The organism is Staphylococcus sp. MZ3, assembly GCF_018622755.1.
GTDB classification, from domain to species: domain Bacteria; phylum Bacillota; class Bacilli; order Staphylococcales; family Staphylococcaceae; genus Staphylococcus; species Staphylococcus aureus.
Genome location: NZ_CP076026.1, coordinates 694,407 through 710,888, shown reverse-complemented (window position 1 = coordinate 710,888; position 16,482 = coordinate 694,407). Strand labels below are relative to the sequence as shown.

Here is a 16,482-nt window from a genome sequence, read left to right as displayed (position 1 = left end):
AATGAAGTGACTCAAAGGTTTATTAACAACCTTCAAACCACTTCATTGATCATTTTTATTTTAAAGCATATTTTTCAATCACTGATTTAAGATGCGGATATTGTGTAATTAATTCAGATTGCTTAAACAATTCAAACTGCTTAAACTCAAATGCCGGTTGACACATACAACCTACTAAACTATAAGTATTTGAAAATTCGATTGAAGAAGCAAAAATTGTTCCTTTAGGCACTACATATTGCAATACATCTCCATTTTGGATATCAGTACCCAATGTTGCAGTCGTATATTCCCCATCCGGATTTATCATATGAATTGTTAGAGAATCGCCAGCATGATAGTACCATACTTCATCAGCATCAATTCGATGAAAATGCGAAATATTGTCATCTGTAAGTAAAAAATAAATACTACTAAACGGCGCTCTGCGTCCATCTTTCAATACTTCTCGAATTGTCTCTCTATAGAAACCACCTTCAGGATGTGATTCAAGTTGCAATTCATCAATCCATTGTTCTGCTGATTTCATTATTTCAAATCCACATTATGGAATACGTTTTGTACATCTTCTAAATCTTCTAATGCATCGATTAATTTTTCAAATGTTACTTGGTCCGCTTCAGAAAGTTCAATATCTGTTTGAGGTAACATTTCAAATTCAGCAACTTTAAATTCTTCAACACCTGCTGCACGAAGCGCATCTTGAACGACTGCAAATTGATCTGGTTCAGCATAGACTATTGTCAATCCATTATCGTCAATCACATCATTTACATCTACATCTTGTTCCATTAATGTTTCAAGTATTTCGTCAACAGACTTTCCTTCAATACCAAATGTTGCCACATGATCAAACATATAAGCAACTGATCCAGATACACCCATATTACCGCCATTTTTACCAAAAGCAGCTCGCACATCAGAGGCAGTACGATTTACATTATTTGTTAACGCATCAACAATTAGCATTGATCCGCTTGGGCCAAATCCTTCATATCTTAGGTGATCAAAGTTTTCGTCTCCAGCACCCTTAGCTTTATCTATTGCTTTTTCAATAATATGATTCGGCACTGAATATGTCTTAGCGCGTTCAAGCACCAACCTTAAAGCTTGGTTAGATTCTGGATTGGGTTCACCAGATTTTGCTGCAACATAAATCTCCTTACCAAATTTCGCATATATTCTACTTGTGTTTTTATCTTTTTGGGCCTTTTTTTCTTTAATGTTATTCCATTTACGTCCCATAATGTCATCTCGCTTTCGAACTGTTTAATTAACAACATATATTATACATGATTTTTTTATGTTTATATACATTTTCACAATTAACATTATTGAACTACGATTCCTTCAAACTGTTACTTAGTTTTAAAATATGTATAAATTAAAAATGTGCCGATAAGCAAATTCTATGCTTTCGACACTCAATTTCAATTAAATATTTAAAAATTGTTCTACATCTTCAAATAAAGCATTAAATTTAGATATATCATCATTATTTAAATAAATATAAATTTTACGCTCATCTTTAGATGATCTAACTTTACTAAGTCTTTCTTTTTCAATTAGTCTTCTTATAGAAACTAATAATTTTGTCCTACTTAAATCTAGCTCATCCATTGCAGTTTTTAAAAATGATTGCATAAGTACTTTTTCATCTTTGCAATGCTTCATCGTTAAATCTAAGACTGCTAAATCATTTAGCGACAACTTATATTTTTTATCAATATATTCAGATAATGCTTTATATTGTTTATAGAAGCCAAGCAATGTTTCTAATTTCTCAGTATTCAAAATGTTGCACCCCCAAATATATAAAGACAATGCTTCTGTCATTATTATCTTAAATTTTTTTGCCATTGTCTTTCTCATTTGTTTTTAATACGTTGTCAAAATTACCAACAAATGCAAATTAAATTTTGCAATACATATCAAGGTGTTATTTTTTTCCTATTTTAATTATGTATAACGCATTAAAAGTAACGTTAATATTCAAGGAATTATCACTAAAATTATGCTCTTTAATCTCGATTGCTGGTTTAAGGTAGTTGTCAATTTTAGATAGTAAACTAGGGTTCCATTCATATTTATCTCTTAATTCTTTAGAAATCAAATGATTAATGTTGCCACTATTTTCGTCCAATGTTTCTATTACAATTAGATATTTATCGTTTAAAACATTATTTTTGAAATTTATATAAACTTGACTATCCTCAAAATTGCTCATAATTGTCTCGCTCTCAATCACTCGCCAATCATAAATAACCAGGCAATAATAATTCTCTATATCAAAAATAGAATAATAACTGTTTTCGTATTTTGGTTTCGAGACATATTCGATAAATTTTTCCAATATAAGACCTAGTGTTGTTTTAAATCCATTTTTATCATATAGATGCATCGCATTAAATGTATGATGATTATCAAAAATGTTTAATCCAAAGCCATCAAAGTTGTGATACAGCGCACTTAATGTCTTATAAATTAATGGAGCACTATTACTTAAATCTCGTTCTTTATTATTAAGCAGTTTATGATTTTCAACATTTAGAAAAATAAGCTTTTCTTGTTCAATATCCAATTCATTAATTACTTGTTTTAAATTTTTAAAATGCAAAATATTTTTCAATAGTAACTCATCACTTTCCCCCATCAAATAAGGGCTACTTAAATTTGCATTATCTATTATTAACGAATCGAATTTAAGTCGCTTTATTTGTGATACTAGTGATTTAAAAACTGAAGGTTTTTCAAATATACAGGTAATGTTCAATCCTAATTTCACATTCAACATGATGTTATGTAATTTTAATATCATTCGATAAATTGTTCTAATTTCCATCAATGATAAATCAAAAACAAAATGCACTTCGTAATTATTATGATTACTTAATTCGTTTGGAGATATTTGTCTGAAAACACTCATAAAAGCTTCTTCAACAAAATAAGTTGTTTCAATATCATTTATATTAAATGCTATCTTTAGATCACTTTCAATTATTGTTTTAATGATTGTGAATTTTTCTTCTTCGGACATGGTATTTTTACTTTTTAGAATCGATGGCATGATGAAAAAGACAACTTGACTGTTCTTATTCAATAAGGTTTTAAAGATTCCTTCTAAGAAAACTAATTTCATTTCTGTATAAGTATTTATTTGAATAACCGTTTGAAACAATTTAGGTGTTTCAAATTTGTCTTCATCAATATGTATAACATCAGTTAGGTGGTTTTTATAATGTTCAATATAATTCAATATGATTTCTTTTACTTCTTGCACCATTTTGCCTACTAGTGGTTCTGGCTTTAGCATTAAACATTTATTATATTTTGATAAATTACGATATTCATTCGGTGTTATATCCATATAACTTTTAAACATTTTAGAGTAAGTGGAGCTACTACTAAAACCTAAATGTTCACTTATGTTGCTAATAGTACTATCAGTAGTAAGTAGAATTTCAATCGATTTACCAATTTTCAAAGTATCAATATATTTTTTAAAACCCATGCCCATAAGTAAGTGGAATTGTGATGACAAATTTGACTTTGAGACAAATAATTTATCAGCGACACTTTTTAATGTCAATCGTTGATTTACATTTTGATAAATATATTCGAGCTCATCACGCAAATCACCATAATAAGCATATCGATATTGATTTTGTGCAATCTTTTTATCCATACTTGCTTCTTTTGCAATGATTTTAATAATATCCTGTAATTTTCTAATATCAGCGTCATTAAGAGGCTGATTATCAAGGTATCGATATGTCAATTTTAATAGTAGACATTTCAAATTATAGGATGATTTAATCAACTTTGCTGTATAGTGGTAATTAAAGAAAGTAAAGCCTAATTCCGCAAACCAATCGCTACTCAAATACAACATGATCGTTTTTTTATTATTCTTAATACTAAATACATCCAGATGATTAATAATATATATATCATCTTCAATTATTTTACTTTTACGAAATTTTTGTAGTTCGATTTCCCCGTCAATTGGCCAAAATAAGACTATGCCATCTTGGCAACGCGTTGTCGCATATTCATTATTAGTAAGTATATGCAAGCATGATTTTGCCATAACTTTACCTCTTTCTATATTTAAGTACCACTTTTATCATTCCCTATAATATTTAACTTATTTAATTAAACGTAAATTTAACACAATACGAATACCAAATCAAAAATAAATAAAACTATATAATGGTTAATTTTTAAACTTATATATCAATCATTTAAATATTACAAAAATAGATGTAGTCAGTTTAATTAAACTATCCAATTGAAAACACACTACTTTTTAGTATTTTCAAAATAATTTTAAATGACCACATCTACAACGTATTACTATTATCTTTTGTTAGTTATATATTCATTTTCAATTTAAAAATAAACACTTATTTAAATCACATTCTACTTTTGAGATGAGCTCAAACTAACATTAAATTGTTTATATTATCTATACTTCTTCCTATTAATATTTCGATTTTAAAATTAATACGTAGCTATACTTTACTTTTCTAATAAAAGTGTAATTAGAAAGGCAAGTACACCTGTTTAAAGTTTATCTTCTAAGATTTGTTTACTTTAGAACTATAGCAGTTAATCATTTTAATGATTAATAATATCTTTACAATTAAGGTAATAAATTTTTATTGCTTTATCAGTAAAATCTCTATCTAAATTTCTAATTTATGACAATCGCTCCAATTTAAGGTTGATATTCATTATTGATTATTCCAAAACTTTATACAAATTTCTTTATTAATTTAACTGTTTATCTTCTGAACATATTAGCAAGATAAAGTATATCCTTAATAATATTCAACAAATTAATAAATAGATTAAATCCCATTTCTCTTGGTGAATAGTCACCTCTTTTTAAACGATTAAAATCATACAAAGTATAAAGTAGAAATAACAACAAACTAACGACGGTAATAATAGTGTAAAAAATAGGATTTTGAAGAAAAATACCAATTAGACTCGCAATAATTAATGTTATTAATGTAACGAATAAATATTTGCCTATACTCGATGCATCTCCAACGAAGAAATAACCAATAATACCAAATGCTATAAATGCAAAAATTGCTAATGCGATATTTTTATAGAAAATATCTGGTCCTAAATTTTGTAAATACGTGGTAAACGTTGCGTATGACAATAAGCCAATCACTACAGCGTAAATATGTGAAATAATTAAACCGAACCGTCTCGCTCTTTCAAAAACAAGTGTTGCTAAAATAATAATCAGTAATCCAAATGACAAGGGTTGTCGCCAACTTAATGGTAAAAACTGACCTAGATAGCATCCTATGCCAAATATAATCCAATAATACATAAAATAAAGCCACACTTTACTTATTGATTGAGCATGCTGGTTTTGATGATAATATGAATGATTTGTATTTTGCGACAAAATAATTCCTCCTTCTACCGTCGTTTTATGCGTCAAATTTTACAGTAAATTTTGCTTCATCAAAAGAAATAACCTTTAACAAGTATAGTAATTTTACATTTTACAATGTTACAAAATATAATTTTTTATAATTAGTTAAAATCACTAAAACGCTTTTATACACTATCAAATCAGCATTTATAAAAATATGAACCGCTATCCTAAAATGTTAATAATATTACAAGATAATAACAAACCACACAAAGCTACTTATTTTTGATAATATGGAAATCGTAATATAAAACGAAAACTTAATTTACTATATAAATTGTCTTAATAATTTTTAAAAGTAGTAAAACTTAATTTTAAGGAGGAGTCCCTTTGAAAAAATTAGCATTTGCAATAACAGCAACATCTGGTGCAGCTGCATTTTTAACGCATCATGATGCACAAGCTTCTACACAACATACAGTACAATCTGGTGAATCATTATGGAGTATTGCTCAAAAATACAACACTTCAGTAGAGAGTATTAAACAAAATAACCAATTAGATAACAACTTGGTATTCCCTGGTCAAGTTATCTCAGTAGGTGGAAGTGATGCACAAAATACGTCAAACACTTCTCCACAAGCTGGTTCAGCATCATCTCATACTGTACAAGCTGGTGAATCATTAAATATCATTGCTAGCAGATATGGTGTTTCAGTTAATCAATTAATGGCAGCCAATAACTTACGTGGTTATTTAATTATGCCTAACCAAACATTACAAATTCCTAATGGTGGATCAGGTGGTACAACACCAACAGCTACAACAGGTAGCAATGGCAATGCATCATCTTTTAATCACCAAAATTTATACACTGCTGGTCAATGTACATGGTACGTATTTGACCGTCGTGCTCAAGCTGGTAGTCCAATTAGCACATATTGGTCAGACGCTAAGTATTGGGCTGGTAACGCAGCTAATGATGGTTACCAAGTAAACAACACACCATCAGTTGGTTCAATTATGCAAAGCACACCTGGTCCATATGGTCATGTTGCTTATGTTGAACGTGTCAATGGTGATGGTAGTATCTTGATTTCTGAAATGAATTACACATATGGTCCATACAATATGAACTACCGTACAATTCCAGCTTCAGAAGTTTCTAGCTATGCATTCATCCATTAATTAAATAAATTGTACTGATATATACTAGCAATTCACATCATGTGAGATTGCTAGTTTTTTATTTTTGAAAAAAATTTTCATTTTGGTACAAAAAATTATCTCACCCTTCCCTATCATACATATTTATATTTTGTATGAATGGTAGTTAGGTAAAAATTAACAACCTACCTATTTGATTAAATTAAATGCATAATATATTAAAAATCAAAATAATGCAACTAAGTTGACTATATAATGATTTAATTTGTTATACCAGTATTTTACGCTTTTTCGTCTACATATACAAATTTATATTAAATAAAGTCCAATACAATTTAGGTTAATTAAACAAGTTGATAACTATTTAATTATTCCTTCATTGAAGAATATAAACTATTAAATCATTATTTTACGCTTACTTATATTTTAATGACCTAACTGTTTATGTTCCATGGAATAAATTTATAACTTAGCCCCCTAATTAAAATGCTTTGTCTTGGTCATTCTACGTAAACTCTATAAAATATGTTATCTACTTACATAAAAAAATGAACTTCAATACCACCATATGTTTGTGATACTGAAGTTCAGTTTAGTTTTATTTTCAATTAGAAAAATAAGTTAAGTATATAGAATAGTAAACCTGCTAACAATGCTGAAATAGGTAATGTAATCACCCATGTAATGATCATTCGTTGCGCAGTGCTCCATTTTACACCTTTAGCTCGGTTAGAAGCACCAACACCTAAGATTGATGATGACACAACGTGAGTTGTTGATAATGGGAAATGTAGCGATGATGCAACAAAAATTGTTAATGCAGATGATAAATCGGCCGCAGCACCATTTGCTGGACGTATTTTCATAATATTACCACCTACAGTTTTGATAATTTTCCAGCCACCAATTGCAGTACCAAGCCCCATTGCTGTCGCACAGGCAAATTTTACCCATAACTGTGGTTCAACACTGCCATCATTCTGTACATTAGCGACAATCAATGCCAACGTAATAATACCCATTGATTTTTGCGCATCATTCGTACCGTGAGAGAATGATTGTAACGCTGCCGTGAAAATTTGGAAAAATCTAAAGTTACGATTCGCTCTTGTTAAATTTGCATTTTTAAAGATAACTTTAAAAATTGAATACATCAAGAAACCAACACAAAATGCGATTATCGGTGAAACGATTAATACAATAATAATTTTTGTGAAACCTTGGTAATGTAACACTCCAAATGAGCCTTCAGATGCGATTGCTGCACCCGCAATTGAACCTATAAGTGCATGTGAAGACGAACTTGGAATTCCGTAAAACCAAGTAGCTAAATTCCAAATAATAGCCGCAAGTATTGCAGCTAACACAACAACTAATCCATTTTCCAATTTAAATGGATCGACAATGTCTTTAGTAATGGTGCCTGCAACGCCCGTAAATGTTAAAGCACCTATAAAGTTCATCACTGCTGCCATTAAAATTGCCGTTTTAGGCGTTAACGCTCTAGTAGATACAGCAGTAGCTACTGCATTGGCTGTATCATGGAATCCATTGATAAAGTCAAATATCAGCGAGAAAATAACTACAGCTATAGTGACGATGATTATATATGACATAAATATATACTCCCCTTAGCTATTTTTCATAATAATAGTTTCAAAATTATTTGCTACGATTTGACATTTATCAGCGATTTCTTCCATGCTTTCATAAATATCTTTTATTTTAATTAAAGTGATTGGATCTGTTTCGCTATTGAAAATATGTTTAATTGACTGTCTTAAAATACCATCACAGTTTGTTTCAAATTCTTTAATATTAATTGAATGAATACGCATATGTGATAATTTTTTATCGACTAATAAGCCGACAGCAAGTTTCATTTCTGCAACTGCTTTTTGAATGTTATCAACAAACTCAGCCATATATTCATCTGTGTATTCGATTGAATACATTTCAAACATAGCTGCCGTTTCTTCAATTGCATCTAAAACATCATCAATTGCATCACATAATGATAAAATATCTTCACGTTCAATTGGTGTGATAAATGTTTGATTTAAATCAGTAATTACTTGATGTACTAATTCGTCACCATGTGACTCATAAGTTTTAATGTTGTCTGAGTATGCTTTTAAATCTAAATGTGTATTGAAATCCATTTTACCGAATTCAATAGCAGCACGATCCAGATTGAAAACCATCTCTTCTAATTGAACCATAAACTTATCTTTTTTCTTACTAAACATTTAAAATCCTCCATTTAAGCGATTGTCACCAATCACATTCAGTTATAATTTGTTTCAAATTAAGACAAGTGAATTTACAAACTAATGATACAAATTTGTTATTATCAATCGTCAGTATAATTTTAGTGTACTGATATTAATTTCAAAAATGCCTCACAGTAAACAATTTACTGTATTTGCCCTTATATGAAAATAGCACAAAATTTACAATCCCACAATTCAATTTACAAATTTTTAACAATTCCGAAACTTAACTTTTACATAAAATTTAAATAGTAGTAGGCATTTGTTTTGAAAAAGTTATTTTATAGGCAATTTTTTATCTATACAACTCTAAAAATTGTAAATGGATATAGTTGGGAAATTTGCAACGATACAATATTTATTACATAACTTTTACATATTAAAATACACTTATCTTGTTTAAAACGATCATTGACTCATATATCTCTCAATGAATATACTTTTATTTTCTCACATTTAATACAATTTACAAAGTTGAATCCTGTTAATCTTTTCAATTAAAAGCATCACCAATTAAATATATTTCATTCAAAACACTTTCATAATCACTCATACCTTTACTTCATTATTAATATGGTATTTTAACCCAGTATTCAACTATACATGCTAAAAATATAACTTCTCTTCATTTATAATAAAAAGCTTCCAGTATAGTTCGTGAATCCGAATCCACTATTCTACTGAAAGCCATCTGTATATTTTATATGGAATGTCTAATTGTTCGCTTGGAATGATTATAAGCCGTCACTGCAAAAACAGCATACATACAAATGTATAATCCCATTACTATGAAAACCGGTATTTGATTCGTTGTACCCATTAATTTCATATATGCTAATGATGTAAAATATGCATGTGATAGCGCAATAACTAAAGGTAACCCAAAATTAAACATAATTTTAAACTTTAGTCCCCTTGCCATATCTTTTTGTGTAAATCCAAGCTTTCTCAAAATACTATAATTCTCTAACTCATCTTCGGTTTCATCTATTTGCTTTATGTATATAATGCAACATACAGCAATCAAGAATGTAATACCTAAAAATGATGTTACAAATAATAATATTCCGGTTAAACTTGATATTGAGCTTATCGCTTCACTTCTTGTTTCAATAGATTTATCAACTTTATTTTTCGCTTTTTCTAATGCTAAAGCATCTTTTTTATGTTTCAAATCGAATCCAAATTGAGAGACGATATGCTTTGCCTTTGTATACTTTCTTATTTCTTGATAGTCTTTGTCATTTAAGACAAACGTTGGTCCACCTAAATCAACATCTGTCATAAAATAGATTTTATTAATATCTTTACGTAACTTAATATTAACATGATGTTTTTTCGTTCCTATAATTGCCTTACCATGCTTCTTATGTTTCACTAAATCTTTGATAGAACCTTCCGCTACAAATAAATCAGCTTGCCCACGTTTCAAATCAGTATTAGGGATGTATTTATCACTAGTAATTGTTACATTGTATGGTTCTTTCGCTTTTACATCAAATAAATTATCTTTATACAATTTCGTATGAATTACTTCTTTATAATTATAAAAATGAGGAATTTTTTGATTGTTTAATTCACTTGCTAACTGATTAGCTTTTTGTTGGTCTTTAATTGTAACGTCGTGTGGTGCAGTATATTTTATTTCACTTGATAAGGACGCTCTACTTATAGCAGCAAAGCAAAGAACTGAAACAGTAATCGCTGAAATGATTGCCATGACCGTAAGTGAAAAAGCATTTTTCTTAATACGATACATAATAGATGATGAGAACATGACATCATTTACACTTATAACACCTTTTCTAAACTTCTTTACCATTTTAAAAACTAGAGAAACAGAGCTTTTAAAAAATAAGTATGCCCCAATCACAGTTGACAATAAAATAAACATAAGTGTACCGATAGAATCATAATATTGAACAATGTTCAAAGATAGATAGTATCCTGTGGTAATCAATACTATACCTAAGATGCCTAAAACAACCTCTTCAAATGTAATTTTATTATGATTTGTTTCTTTAACCTGGTTATTCTTTGACATCTGTGAAATAGATTGTTTGAACACTAATATAAAATTTTGAGCAGATGTTAAAAAATAAGCGACACCGATTAACATTAATGTTTCAAATACCGCCCTCAAACTAAAAATAATTGGAACCTTTTCTTTAATTCCTAATAATGTAAAGACAATCATTAATAACAGTTTCGAACCAAAAATACCAATAATAATACCTAATATTGCCGTAATTATAAATATTAGTAATTGTTCGAGCATTAGTATATAAATAATGTTGAATTTAGATAAACCTAATGTTTGATATAATGCAAGCTCATAACTTCGTCGTTTAATAAATAACACATTGGCATATAACAAAAATGCAATTATGATGAAAAATAGAAAGTAGCTTCCGACTTGTGAGCCTTCCTTTATAATTGGATATGACTCTGTCATGTTTAGTTTATGCGCGTATTTTAATGCTACAAAGCTAAAATACAATACTACACTCGTAATTAATGAAAAAAGATAGATGGCATAATGTGATAAATTTTGATGGAAATTTTTAAATATTATCTCGTTAAAGGTCATAATTAACGCCACCTAAAACACTTTGTACACGTATTATTTCTTTGAAAAAGGTATGTTTATCGTCATCCCCTTGGTATAATTCAGTGAAAATTTGACCATCTTTTAGCATCACTACTCTATTGGCATAACTTGCTGCAACAGGATCATGCGTTACCATAATAATTGTAGACTTAAATGCTTCATTCATTCTTGTTAATCGTTTTAATAAATCTTGAGTACTTTTAGAATCCAGTGCACCTGTTGGTTCGTCAGCAAATATAATAGAAGGTAATGTAATAAACGCTCTTGCAGCAGATGTTCGTTGTCTTTGTCCACCAGACAATTCAGAAGGGTATTTATCACTAATATCCAATATATTTAATGCTTCTGCTACTTTTTCATAACGATTTAACATATGTTCTTTATCTAACTTCTGAACCGTTAGTGGTAACATTATGTTTTCTTTAACAGTCAATGTATGCAGTAAATTATACTCTTGAAAAATAAAACCAATATCATGCTTGCGTATATCAGATAATTCCTTGTTTGAAAGCTTTTCTAATTTTTTTCCTTTTAATGTAATAGAACCTTGTGAAATATAATCAATTGAACTTAAAACATTTAATAATGTCGTTTTCCCAGATCCAGAGGGACCCATAATAGCAATAAACTCGCCTTCTTCAATAGACATATTGATATCTCGCAACACTTCTTGTGCCATTTTTTTAGTTCCATATATTTTTGTTAATTGTTTTACTTCTAAAATTGCCACTTTAACACTCCTATAATTTATCTTAACTTCATTTCCTTTAGGCTTTGGCACTTGTATCTTCAATTTAACATATGACTAACATCTATCTTATTATAACGTTGAAGCTGCATTGATGTATCAATTCTAAGTAACAAAACGCATGTTTAAAATGACAAATTTGTCACTTCCGACATGCGTTCAACAATTTCATTTTGTAATGGGAAAATCAATCTGACAGTTGTCCCCTTACCAACAGTCGACGTGACTTGCAGGTGAATACCTAATTGATCCTTTACACTATTTACTAAATATAGACCCATACCTGAAGACGTCGTTTCATTTCTGTTAGCCGTTGACGTAAATCCTCGTTCAAATATTCGCGGCATATCTTTTTTACTAATACCTCTGCCATAGTCTTTAATATATAACGAAACATGTTGATCATTTAATTCTGTCCCAATTTCAATATTAAAATTCTCACTATATTTCAATGCGTTTGACAAAATCTGTCTAATAATCATACGGCACCATTTTATATCTGTATAAACATAATCATCCACTTTAAAGTCAACATCAAAACCAATACCTTTAACCTGACTAATATGTCTTGTTAATTGTATTTCGTCAATGACCATGCGTTTAAGTGACACGTAATCAAAATACATATCTTTGCGTTGAGATTCTAATCTAGTAATATACAGCTGTGTATCCAGCATCGAGTTTATACGAGACCATTCATATAGTAATGCCTGTTTTCTTTCTTGATTTTTTTCTTGATCAATTAATAATTTCATGGCTGTCACAGGTGTTTTTATGTCGTGCACAAATTCTGTAATGGTTTGTTCATGCATGTTCAATTGTAACTGTTGCTCAACAACCTTTTCTTTGTGCGCTGAGATTTGACGATATAAATAATCAACTGTATGACGTTGAAATGGCGTTTCCGCTAAATCTTTATGTTTAATTTCTTCTATTTCTTTATCTTTGTCAAAATGCTTATATAATTTTACTTCTTTAAAATATGTCAATATAAGAAAAATCATTGTTAAACTTAAATTCAAAGAAACAATATAAAATAAACTGTCTATTGGAAAATCATAATCGATTAGACTAATGCCTAACATAAGGAAGTTTAAAAACAATATCCAAAATATCCAGTTCATGCGAGATTTCAAAAAATAAGCTACCCATTTCAAATTATTCATGAGCCATATATCCTTTTCCTACTTTTGTTTCGATTGCACTATCCATACTTATTTCAGATAATTTTTTTCGTAAACGATTCACATTTACTGTTAACGTATTATCACTAACAAATGCTTCATCATCCCATAATGCAGTGATAATTGTATCTCTCGAAACGATTTGATTTTTTTTGGTAATAAGAATTTCTAATATAATCATTTCTGTTTTGGATAGAAAAATCGTATCGTCACCTTTTTGTATACTATCTTTTGATAGATCAACGACAGCATCTTGCCAAGTCAATGTACGTTTTTCTTCAGCTGTAAACTCATAGACACGACGATAAATCGCTTGTAATTTAGCAATTAATACATTGGTATAGAACGGTTTTTGCATATAATCATCTGCGCCAAGTTCCATACTCATCACTTGATCCATTGGATTATCACGAGATGATAAAAATAATATTGGTACGTTGGAAACTTCTCTCATTTTTCTGCACCAATAAAACCCATCATATTTAGGTAATTGAACATCCAATATAACAATTTCAGGATTAAAACTTTCAAATGTATCCATTACTTTGCCGAAATCTTCAATACCAGCAACATTAAAATCCCATTGTTCTAATTCTTTTTTCAATTCTTGAAACAAAGTATTGTCATCTTCTACTAGTAGTATTTGCATCCATATCACCCAATATCATTTAGTATATTTCATATTTTCTCCTGATTTTAATCGACTTTGAAAATCTTTAATCCGGCAGTCAACTTCAAAGCCATGAATCATCATTTTTTGCATTGGTGCTTGTATAAAGTAATAAATCGGCCAAAATAATCGAGGGATATAATCGTATAGATGTATATAAACGACTGCCGACTCTTTGATTAATCTAAATTCTAACTTCCCTTGATTAACTGTATATTTTTTCACTAAACTTCCACTCAATAAAATTAAAGTTATTATTCCGTCAGCTGTTTCCTCTATTTTAAATACTGCGAGCGGTCGCACCTTATTCTTAATATATATCTTAAATTGATCATGTGATTTTTCTGTTTTCACAAAAGTTCCTTTAGTGTAACCCATCCATGCAATAAAATGGTTTACAACGTTCTTTAATGTCCATCCCTTTGGTAAAACTACCTTCATCGTTGATCTAACATCATCATACTTTGAAACTTGTAATTCTACATTAACTAAAGAACGTTTAAAAACTAAATTTGTTGTTTCTACAGGTGTACCATATGCACCTAGGCGTTCAATTGTTTCATTATCATAACGACTCCCAGGTATGTAGATTACTTTTTTTACTTGATTGATAGCCGCTGCTCGACCAAAATTATCTGCTGCGATTAATGTTAAATCTCTTGCTGATGATTGTGTTATTTTGGCAGAATTCTTTGTTGGGTCGATAAAGAATACAGCAATATCTATTTGATTCATTGCTGCAACAACCTGTTCGTAATGAAATATATCACACTGAATCCAAGTCATTTCAACATCATCTGTTTTTTTATTGTCTGGATATTTTGATATAGTAAAAAGTTCAGCATCATTTTCAATCACTTCACTTAAATACTTACCAATATATCCTGTTCCACCTGCTAATAAAACTTTAGGTTTCATCTAAAATACTCCTTTAAACTGTAACCAAAAAACATATTACTCCACCTTTTAGTTACATATATATTATAATAGTAGCAAATGTTTTAAAATTTCAAAATACTGGAGGCTTTTTATGGCCCATATTATACGTAGAGTTAGTATCAAAGATGTAGAAAATTTCATTTCAATGTTAGCGAAAATATACGACGAATCTCCGTATATGTTCTACACACCAGGAGAATATGATCCTAGCGTCACATCGGCTAGTAAACAATTAGAAGAATATATCACTTCTCCACATAAAGTCATCTTTGTTGCTGAAAGTGATGAACAACTCGTTGGCTTTGCCTTTGTTAATACGACACCATTTCAACGCATTAAACATGTTGCTAAAATTGATTTAGGTGTAAAGAAATTATATCAACATCGTGGAATTGGCCAAGCACTTCTTGATGCCATTATGGCTTGGTGTTTAAACAATCAAATACACCGAATTGAAGCAAATGTACCACTCAATAACCAACCTGCCCTCGAGCTTTTTAAAAGTGCCGATTTTCAAATCGAAGGCGTTTTAAAAGATAAGTTATTTATCGATGGTAAATATTACGATGACTATATGATGGCTAAAATTCTTAATTAAAGCTATTTTATCATAATCTTGTATCAGAATCGCATAACAACGAATTTAATGGTTACCTAATACATTACTCATACTTATCAATGTCATCTAATCTTAAATGAATGCGTATACTCTTATTCATTTATCAAATTTAAATTCAAAATAAAGCACCACTAATGTGTAATTGATCAACTATCAACTACGATTAGTGGTGCTTTATATATGTTGTTTAGTTTTCCTTACTATAAAAATCTTCGAGTCTAAAATCTATATCCGGTAATTTTTCATATATCTTATCCTGATACTGATTGTTTTGATTGTAAGCTTCTTCAGTAATTAACCTACCTTTACGCTTAATTCCATAATCTTGTACGAATAAATTATTATTTCTATTTATTTTGTAATATGGTACAACATTCGCACTAAATTTTACTCGTTGATGAATAAGTTCCATTGCCAATGCATAGTATTTATTTGTCTCATATAACCATAAATGATCTATTGATACACCTGAAACAAATACATCTTTTAATAATATCCTTACATTCGGCTTAAATGTGCTATGTCTATCTAAATAATTTTTAAACAAAACACGTTGTATACGTCCAGTAACCATAACGCGTTTATTTTTAAATGGTTTTAATGCTGACCTTGTCATTCCCTTTCACAACCTTATTTCAAATCACTTCGTGCTCAATCTATATTTTATTTTTTCTTTTGAATTCTTTTCAATTTATAAATTTATTATATCATGTACACACTGTTTTTCGACAATTTAGTTGTAAAAAGTTATTTTCAGGTTCAAAACAAATTAGTTTGTAAAATAAATGTCACATCATAATAGGGTGAGATAGAAATGATAAAGAACCGCTAACAATTTATTATATCTCAGACTCTTACACATTAGCCCCA

The 16,482-nt window shown here is 29.5% G+C and carries 15 protein-coding genes; 2 read left to right on the top strand and 13 right to left on the bottom strand.

The features are described from left to right. Positions 1–55: 55 nt before the first annotated feature. The 5 genes from KI230_RS03305 to KI230_RS03285 all read right to left on the bottom strand — a co-directional run bounded on the left by KI230_RS03305 (position 56) and on the right by KI230_RS03285 (position 5,431). The gene (locus KI230_RS03305; protein ID WP_000833481.1) at positions 56–529 is read right to left on the bottom strand and encodes a cupin domain-containing protein; all 474 of its coding nucleotides are present in this window, start codon (positions 527–529) and stop codon (positions 56–58) included. Further along, on the bottom strand, positions 529–1,245 hold the full coding sequence (locus tag KI230_RS03300; protein ID WP_000532966.1) for a YebC/PmpR family DNA-binding transcriptional regulator: 717 nt from the start codon (positions 1,243–1,245) through the stop codon (positions 529–531). The genes KI230_RS03305 and KI230_RS03300 overlap by 1 nt, the downstream gene beginning before the upstream one ends. Positions 1,246–1,434: 189 nt before the next feature. Beyond that, positions 1,435–1,794, bottom strand: a complete 360-nt coding sequence (gene sarX / locus KI230_RS03295) for an HTH-type transcriptional regulator SarX (RefSeq protein WP_001090985.1) — start codon at positions 1,792–1,794, stop codon at positions 1,435–1,437. Positions 1,795–1,939: 145 nt separating this feature from the next. Then, positions 1,940–4,090, bottom strand: a complete 2,151-nt coding sequence (locus KI230_RS03290) for a helix-turn-helix transcriptional regulator (RefSeq protein ID WP_214958318.1) — start codon at positions 4,088–4,090, stop codon at positions 1,940–1,942. 696 nt (positions 4,091–4,786) lie between these two features. Beyond that, the gene (locus KI230_RS03285) at positions 4,787–5,431 is read right to left on the bottom strand and encodes a Bax inhibitor-1/YccA family protein (protein WP_000081602.1); all 645 of its coding nucleotides are present in this window, start codon (positions 5,429–5,431) and stop codon (positions 4,787–4,789) included. A gap of 360 nt (positions 5,432–5,791) precedes the next feature. Here KI230_RS03285 and KI230_RS03280 point away from each other — a divergent pair, with 360 nt between their 5' ends. Beyond that, positions 5,792–6,589, top strand: a complete 798-nt coding sequence (locus tag KI230_RS03280; RefSeq protein ID WP_000731647.1) for a LysM peptidoglycan-binding domain-containing protein — start codon at positions 5,792–5,794, stop codon at positions 6,587–6,589. Positions 6,590–7,176: 587 nt separating this feature from the next. Here the strand turns inward: KI230_RS03280 and KI230_RS03275 are convergent. The 7 genes from KI230_RS03275 to graX all read right to left on the bottom strand — a co-directional run bounded on the left by KI230_RS03275 (position 7,177) and on the right by graX (position 14,972). Beyond that, complete coding sequence (locus tag KI230_RS03275; protein WP_000120368.1) at positions 7,177–8,184, bottom strand: inorganic phosphate transporter; 1,008 nt, start codon at positions 8,182–8,184, stop codon at positions 7,177–7,179. Between the two features lie 15 nt (positions 8,185–8,199). Further along, a complete protein-coding gene (locus KI230_RS03270; RefSeq protein ID WP_000491755.1) occupies positions 8,200–8,817 on the bottom strand; it encodes a DUF47 domain-containing protein in 618 nt (205 codons plus the stop codon). 724 nt (positions 8,818–9,541) lie between these two features. Then, complete coding sequence (vraG, locus tag KI230_RS03265) at positions 9,542–11,431, bottom strand: ABC transporter permease VraG (RefSeq protein ID WP_045177974.1); 1,890 nt, start codon at positions 11,429–11,431, stop codon at positions 9,542–9,544. Next, complete coding sequence (gene vraF, locus KI230_RS03260) at positions 11,421–12,182, bottom strand: ABC transporter ATP-binding protein VraF (protein ID WP_000985996.1); 762 nt, start codon at positions 12,180–12,182, stop codon at positions 11,421–11,423. The genes vraG and vraF overlap by 11 nt, the downstream gene beginning before the upstream one ends. Positions 12,183–12,325: 143 nt before the next feature. Further along, positions 12,326–13,366, bottom strand: coding sequence for a histidine kinase GraS/ApsS (gene graS / locus KI230_RS03255; RefSeq protein ID WP_001061247.1), 1,041 nt, complete (start codon positions 13,364–13,366; stop codon positions 12,326–12,328). After that, the gene (graR, locus tag KI230_RS03250; protein WP_001166500.1) at positions 13,359–14,033 is read right to left on the bottom strand and encodes a response regulator transcription factor GraR/ApsR; all 675 of its coding nucleotides are present in this window, start codon (positions 14,031–14,033) and stop codon (positions 13,359–13,361) included. Before graR ends, graS begins: the two co-directional genes overlap by 8 nt. A 15-nt stretch (positions 14,034–14,048) precedes the next feature. Then, positions 14,049–14,972, bottom strand: a complete 924-nt coding sequence (graX, locus tag KI230_RS03245; RefSeq protein ID WP_000802955.1) for an auxiliary protein GraX/ApsX — start codon at positions 14,970–14,972, stop codon at positions 14,049–14,051. Between the two features lie 112 nt (positions 14,973–15,084). Between graX and KI230_RS03240 the strand changes: the two genes are divergently transcribed. Beyond that, positions 15,085–15,591 (top strand): GNAT family N-acetyltransferase, encoded by a 507-nt coding sequence (locus KI230_RS03240; RefSeq protein ID WP_000940129.1) that lies wholly within the window; start codon positions 15,085–15,087, stop codon positions 15,589–15,591. Between the two features lie 208 nt (positions 15,592–15,799). Here KI230_RS03240 and KI230_RS03235 read toward each other — a convergent pair whose 3' ends face one another. Further along, on the bottom strand, positions 15,800–16,228 hold the full coding sequence (locus tag KI230_RS03235) for a hypothetical protein (RefSeq protein ID WP_000198504.1): 429 nt from the start codon (positions 16,226–16,228) through the stop codon (positions 15,800–15,802). Positions 16,229–16,482 lie beyond the last annotated feature (254 nt).

What these genes read in the sequence shown, in the direction of transcription:
- KI230_RS03240 (WP_000940129.1), top strand. Translation starts at nt 15,085, where the DNA reads ATGGCCCATATTATACGTAGAGTTAGTATCAAAGATGTAGAAAATTTC.
- graX (WP_000802955.1), bottom strand. Translation starts at nt 14,972, where the DNA reads ATGAAACCTAAAGTTTTATTAGCAGGTGGAACAGGATATATTGGTAAG.
- KI230_RS03275 (WP_000120368.1), bottom strand. Translation starts at nt 8,184, where the DNA reads ATGTCATATATAATCATCGTCACTATAGCTGTAGTTATTTTCTCGCTG.
- KI230_RS03235 (WP_000198504.1), bottom strand. Translation starts at nt 16,228, where the DNA reads ATGACAAGGTCAGCATTAAAACCATTTAAAAATAAACGCGTTATGGTT.
- graS (WP_001061247.1), bottom strand. Translation starts at nt 13,366, where the DNA reads ATGAATAATTTGAAATGGGTAGCTTATTTTTTGAAATCTCGCATGAAC.
- KI230_RS03290 (WP_214958318.1), bottom strand. Translation starts at nt 4,090, where the DNA reads ATGGCAAAATCATGCTTGCATATACTTACTAATAATGAATATGCGACA.
- graR (WP_001166500.1), bottom strand. Translation starts at nt 14,033, where the DNA reads ATGCAAATACTACTAGTAGAAGATGACAATACTTTGTTTCAAGAATTG.
- vraG (WP_045177974.1), bottom strand. Translation starts at nt 11,431, where the DNA reads ATGACCTTTAACGAGATAATATTTAAAAATTTCCATCAAAATTTATCA.
- KI230_RS03305 (WP_000833481.1), bottom strand. Translation starts at nt 529, where the DNA reads ATGAAATCAGCAGAACAATGGATTGATGAATTGCAACTTGAATCACAT.
- KI230_RS03270 (WP_000491755.1), bottom strand. Translation starts at nt 8,817, where the DNA reads ATGTTTAGTAAGAAAAAAGATAAGTTTATGGTTCAATTAGAAGAGATG.
- KI230_RS03300 (WP_000532966.1), bottom strand. Translation starts at nt 1,245, where the DNA reads ATGGGACGTAAATGGAATAACATTAAAGAAAAAAAGGCCCAAAAAGAT.